5 protein-coding genes are annotated in these 5,808 nt (G+C 71.0%); 3 read left to right on the top strand and 2 right to left on the bottom strand.

Annotation, left to right across the window (positions count from 1 at the left end):
• The first annotated feature begins 580 nt into the window (after positions 1–580).
• A complete protein-coding gene (locus tag ABZ719_RS37135) occupies positions 581–1,660 on the top strand; it encodes a hypothetical protein (RefSeq protein ID WP_366729584.1) in 1,080 nt (359 codons plus the stop codon).
• A 303-nt stretch (positions 1,661–1,963) separates the two neighbouring features.
• Entirely contained in the window at positions 1,964–2,809 is an 846-nt protein-coding gene (locus ABZ719_RS37130) for an RNA polymerase sigma factor SigF (RefSeq protein ID WP_366729583.1), read from the top strand.
• 369 nt (positions 2,810–3,178) lie between these two features.
• Here the strand turns inward: ABZ719_RS37130 and ABZ719_RS37125 are convergent, their stop codons facing one another.
• Together ABZ719_RS37125 and ABZ719_RS37120 are read right to left on the bottom strand one after the other, a co-directional pair.
• Complete coding sequence (locus tag ABZ719_RS37125; RefSeq protein ID WP_366729582.1) at positions 3,179–4,108, bottom strand: YihY/virulence factor BrkB family protein; 930 nt, start codon at positions 4,106–4,108, stop codon at positions 3,179–3,181.
• Between the two features lie 139 nt (positions 4,109–4,247).
• Positions 4,248–4,433, bottom strand: a complete 186-nt coding sequence (locus ABZ719_RS37120; RefSeq protein WP_366729581.1) for a CsbD family protein — start codon at positions 4,431–4,433, stop codon at positions 4,248–4,250.
• A 528-nt stretch (positions 4,434–4,961) separates the two neighbouring features.
• On the opposite strand from ABZ719_RS37120, the gene ABZ719_RS37115 reads away from it, so the two are divergent.
• Positions 4,962–5,717 (top strand): SDR family oxidoreductase, encoded by a 756-nt coding sequence (locus ABZ719_RS37115; RefSeq protein ID WP_366729580.1) that lies wholly within the window; start codon positions 4,962–4,964, stop codon positions 5,715–5,717.
• The last annotated feature ends 91 nt before the right edge of the window (positions 5,718–5,808 follow it).

The raw sequence follows: 5,808 nt of genomic DNA, 5'->3' as shown, positions 1-5,808 counted from the left end.
GTGCGATCGCAAGGCGCCGGAAGGTCCTTGTAGCGGAGCTACCAGGGCCTTTCGGCAACGCCGCGAGCGTGCGTGCCGGGCGTCGCGAGCCGGGCTCTTTGTTCGCAGCTCTTAGGCAGTTGGAACCCGACACGGTCCCCGACTGGGACCGCAGGCGGCCCGACGGCATCGAAGCCGTCGAAGCCGAACTCCGCGCCCTGGCCCGCTTCCCCTCCCCCGCCTGACGCCGGCGCCCGGCGGCCGGAATCCGCTGCGTGTGCCCAGGGAGGCATAGCTGATCCACTGCGAGCGAGACCGGAAGCAACCGGACCTCCTGAAGACCGCCGACTGATCACCGGATCACGCAGGCCCTGGCAGCTCTTACCGCAACGGCTTCCCGGCCGCGGGCCGGGAAGCCGTTGGGCACGCCGCACCGCCCGTTCCGGAGGCCTGCCGATCAAGCGGAATCGGTGACATCCCTTGTGACGATCGGGGCTTCGGGGGGAATGCGGGGCCGCAGCGAGGGTAGTCCGATGCAGCCATGGACCGTGACACGGGCGGTGCCCGACCAGTGACTGCGCCCGTTCTCGAAGGGAAACCGATGCGAAGACGACTTCCTCTCGCGCGCCTGCTGCTGACGCTCGCGGCCTTGCTGGGCCTGTCGCTCGGCGCCGCGCCCGCGACGCAGGCCGCAGGGGACGAGGAGGGCACCGCTCTTCCGGTCGCGTACCACTGCGATCTCGCGGTGGACCCGCTGCACAAGCACGTGCTCATCTCCGACTACGTCACGGGCACCGTACTGGTGGCCGACTACGAGGGCCGCTTGGTCCGCACCATCGACAACCTCCCCGGGGTGTGCGATCTGGAGTTGTCCGCCGACTACCGCACCCTCTACGCTCCGCTCGCCCGGGGCGACGCGATCAGCGTCATCGACACCGGTACCGGAAGGCAGCGCGCACGCTACGCCACCGGTGCCGGCACCGCTCCCTTCCACGCTGCGCTGAGCGGCCGCACGCTCTTCTTCGGTTACGGAGAACAGTGGGAGGCGAGCATCGGCTCGCTCACCCTCGGCACCTCCACCCCGACGGTGCGTCTGGGGCTCATCCCCGAAGGAGAGTTCAGCGGTGCGCCGTTGCTGGCGACCTCTCCCGCAGCGCCTGACACCCTCGTCGCCGGGGACCAGAACACCTCTCCGGGCCGGCTCTCCGTGTACGACGTCTCTGGCGGGACCCCCGTGCTGCACGAGACGGTGAACGGTCCCGGCGGCAGCTCCGACTTCAGCGACATGGCCATCAGTCCGGACGGCGGGACACTGCTGACCGCGTCCGGGGCGCCCTACCACCACCCGTCGTTCCGGTTGCCGGACCTGGCCGAGAGCCACACGTACCCCAGTACGTCGTACCCGGTCGCCGTCGCGGTCTCCGCACAGGGTGACGTCGCGGCCGGCGTGGACAGCGTCGAACCCGATCCGGACGTCTACCTGTACCGGGCCGGTGCCGACTCCCCCTATCGCACCGTGACCCTGGCCCCCGCCACCGGGTTCGACGCGGGCTCCCTGCGGCCCCGCGGCCTGGCGTGGACGCCGGACGGGACCCGGCTGTTCGCGATCGGTGAGCACAACGACGAGGAGAACCTGCGCCTCGTCGTCGTTCCGTCGGCGAACCGGCCGACGACCGGCTGAGTCCGCGAGGAGGCCCTGCCGAGGCGCCACAGCGGCGTCCGGCAGGGCCTCGGCCCGCGCCGGCCCGGGGCACTGGTGCGGGAGGGCGGAGGCGGTGCACGCGATCGCGCCCCAGCCGCCACACCGCGGCGCGGGCGGACAGGCAGGCCAGTCGCAGCAGCGGGGGTACGGAGTGGCCCCGCTCTCCGGCGCACGGTCGATCATAACAAACGAGTAACGCCATGTGTAGCCGGTGGAATCGGGGGCACCGGCGCTCGGGCCGGATTCGGAAGATGAGCTTAAGCGCAGGTCGGGAGGGCACCCATGACGATCGCCGTCGAAGAGATCCAGGGACGCGCGCAGGCCGCGCTGCCGGAGATCGGTGATGCCTCCAAGGTGGCCCCCAAGGACGCACGCGAGCTGTCACGGCTGTTCTTCGACCGGCTGGCCACGCTGGAGGAGGGGACGCCCGAGTACAGCTATGCGCGCACCACGCTGATCGAGATGAACATGTCCCTCGTCCGCTTCGCGGCCGGCCGGTACCGCAGCCGTAACCCGGAGGAGATGGAGGACATCGTCCAGGTCGGCATGATCGGCCTGATCAAGGCGATCGACCGGTTCGAGATTTCCCGGGAGGTGGAGTTCACCTCCTTCGCCGTGCCCTACATCGTCGGCGAAATCAAGCGCTTCTTCCGCGACACCTCCTGGGCGGTGCACGTGCCCCGCCGGCTGCAGGAGGCCCGCGTCCACCTCGCGCAGGCCACCGAGGAACTGCGCAGCCGTATGGGCCGCACCCCCACCACCAAGGAACTCGCCGAGCTGATGAGCCTGGGCGAGGAGGAGGTCGTCGAGGCCCGCATCGCCTCCAACGGCTACAGCGCCGCTTCCCTGGACGCCGCTATGAACACGGGCGACGACAGCGAAACCCCGTTGGCCGACTTCATCGGCTTCGACGACGCGGCCCTCGCCCTGGTGGAGGACTTCCACGCCTTGGCGCCGGCGATCGCCGCCCTCGACGAGCGCGACCGGCAGATCATCCACATGCGGTTCGTCGAGGAACTCACCCAGGCGCAGATCGGCGAACGCCTCGGCGTCTCCCAGATGCACGTCTCCCGCCTGCTCTCGCGCTGCCTGACCCGCCTGCGCGAAGGCATGCTGGCCGGAAGCTGACCCGCGGCACGTTCGCGCCGCTGCGGGGAGCGACCGATACAGAGTTCATGCTGTGCGTCCAGCCTTCTGCGGGTCACGTCCGGGGCGGGGCCGCCGTGCCCGATCCCGAGTGCTGCCGCCGCCGTTCGTGCCGGACGAGGCGGCAGACCTGCCGGTAGTGGACCTGCCGTGGCCCCCGCAGGCCGCCCACACGACGCTGCCCATGACGATGGCCGTTGCGATCGCTTCGACCCGCATCCCCCTGGACCGCATCAAGGCTCCGTTCCCCTGGGAAACGGCCGACTGTCCGGCAACCGCTCCGTCGGCACCCGTCCCCGTCACCCTGAGCCGGTGCGAACCCGCCTTGAGGACCCGGCGCACACGGACGCATCAGGCGGGTCGGCCACCGGGCGGCTCGGGGGCAGGAGTCCTGTCGCCTTCCCGCCCCCGGGGCAGGCCCGGGCCCGGGCGGGTGCCGTCGCCGGTACGTGCCAGCTCGGCGTTGAACTGAGCGCCCGCCAGGAGCGCAAGGTTGGACAGCCACAGCCAGACGAGGAAGACCACCACGCCCGCCAGGGAACCGTACAGGCGGTGATAGGTGCTCACATGCGAGGCGTAGACGGCGAATCCCAGTGAGACGCAGAGCAGGAGCACGATCGCCAGGGCACCGCCCGGTGCCATCCTCCGCACCGGACGCGAGGGGGCCGGACCCGAACGGTAGAGCACCAGGACCAGAGCGACCGCCACCGCTGCCAGGACGGGCCAGCGCAGGGCATCCCACGCGACCTGGGGCACGGCCCCCAGGTTCAGCGCGCGGCCCAGACGCCGGGCGACGCTGCCGCTCACCAGCAGCGCGAGCGTGGTGGTCAGGAGGAGGGAGATCAGCACGAGCGCGGTGAGGACGATGCGCGGGGCGGTCCGCCACACCGGCCGGTCGGCGTCGGCCCGGTGCATGGCGTGCAGGGCCCGGCGGAAGACACTCAGATAGCTGCAACTCGACCACAGGGCCCCGGCCGCGCCGAAGACGACCAGCACCCAGGCTGCGGAGGATTGCCCCGCCATCTGCTGCAGAGCGCTGCGCAGCAACCCGCGGGAGGTGGCGGGGACGGCCTGCGTGACCCGGTCGATCACCTCGGGTCGGGCCGTCGGCATGGTCAGCCCGAGAACCGAGAGGAGCACCAGCAGCACGGGGAACAGAGCGAGCACCGCGTAGTAGGTCAATGCGGCAGCCCAGTCCGTGATGTCGTCGTTCCAGATGGCCGCTGGTGTGCGGCGCAACGCCGCCCGCCACCCGTCCGCCCGGCCGTCAGCATCCCGCATGATCCACATGCTCCCACTGTCTGTCGTTACGGGGTCCTTGCCCGGCAGCACCGCCGCGGCCGCGAGGCGATCACCGAGCGCGAAGGCGGGTCCCGGCTCGGTTGCCGCAACCCGCCTTCACAGGGTTCCACCGAGGAGATCAGTCCTTGAGGAGGTCCCTCACCGCGTCCTTGGCCTTTTCGCCGGCCTGCTTGGCGTCGCTCTCGACCTGGTCGGCCCTGCCCTCCGCCTCCAGCCGCTCATTGCCGACCGCCTTGCCGAGCCCCTCCTTCACCTTGCCCTTGACCTTGTCGCCCGTGTTACCGGCCTTGTCCGAAGTGCTCATCGAGACTCTCCTCCCGAACCTGTGGGGGTGGTGCCCCCGCCGCATACCCGCCCCACGTCGGGTGATGCACCCGGCACTGCCCGCGGCACGCCTCCGCCGGCTTCGCCGGTACAGCGCTCGCCGGGAGCTGTGACGACGTCGAGGAGTACGGACCTTCGGTCCGCAAGGTCCTCACGGCCGGGGCGGGCCCCCCACCACGGCATCCGTCGGCGCGACCGCGCCGGACACGTGGCCCTGTGCCCGGCCCTCGCCCCGGCCGCCTGTTCCTCCGAGCCACCACCGCGCCCGCCCGCGCCTGTCTGACCGACGACCGGGTCTCCATTGCCTCTGGACGACGCGCCGATCTCGTCCTCGTCGACGGTGGCCCGCTCACCGGCATCCACGCCACCCGCGCCATCCACCGCTTCTGGTGCGCAGGCACGGAACAGCGACCTGATTTTGAACGGAGCGCTCCGCTCCGATAGCGTGGGACGGCATCCGGCGCACCTCCCCGGCACGGGGCGCACCTCCCTCGACGATGGAGCAGACATGACGACGAGCAGGCCGACAGCACTGGTCACCGGCGGCAGCCGGGGCATAGGCGCGGCGACCTCGCGGGAGCTGGCAGCCCGTGGGTACCGCGTGGCCGTCAACTACTTCTCCGATCGGCAGTCGGCCGAGCAGGTGGTCAAGGCCATCCAGGCCGACGGGGGCGAGGCCTTCGCCCTGCAGGCCGATGTGCACGACCCCGACCAGGCGGCCGAGCTGCTGCAGCGCTCCGCGGCCGACGGGCGTCTGGACGTCCTGGTCTGCAACGCCGGCGCCCGTTTCACGCCCACCCCCGTCCAGAACCTTGCCTGGGAGGACTTCAGGGCGAAGGTGACGGACGAACTCGCCTCCGCCTACACACTCACCCAGCGGGCGCTGACGCTCATGGCCGCGCGAGGGCAGGGGCGCATCGTGTATGTCTCCAGCGCCGTGGCCGACGGTCCTCCTGCCCCGGGCATGGCCGCGCACGGCACCGCCAAGGCCGCGCTCAACGCCTTCGCCCGCTTCGTCGCCTACGAGGCCGGTCCGCTCGGCATCAACGTCAATGTCGTGGCACCCGGTTTCGTCCGTACCGAGGCCAGCGCCCACATGCCGCAGGAATTCCAGCAGCGGCTGGCGGAGCGCACCCCGCTGCGCCGGGTCGCGGAACCCGAGGACGTGGCGCGGGTGATCGCCATGCTCGCCGGCGAGGAGACCGGCTTCCTCACCGGCGAGGTCCTCACCGTCGACGGCGGCCACGGCGTGGTGCGGGGCTAGTACTGCAACGGTGTTTGCTGTGACTGATGGCCGGGTCGGTCGTTGGTGTGGTTATGGGTGGGGACCTTGCTGATGTCAGGTTGTGGGCGAG

The sequence above is a fragment of the Streptomyces sp. NPDC006743 genome, from assembly GCF_040703815.1.
GTDB lineage: Bacteria > Actinomycetota > Actinomycetes > Streptomycetales > Streptomycetaceae > Streptomyces.
This window is presented reverse-complemented; position numbering and strand designations above follow the sequence as displayed.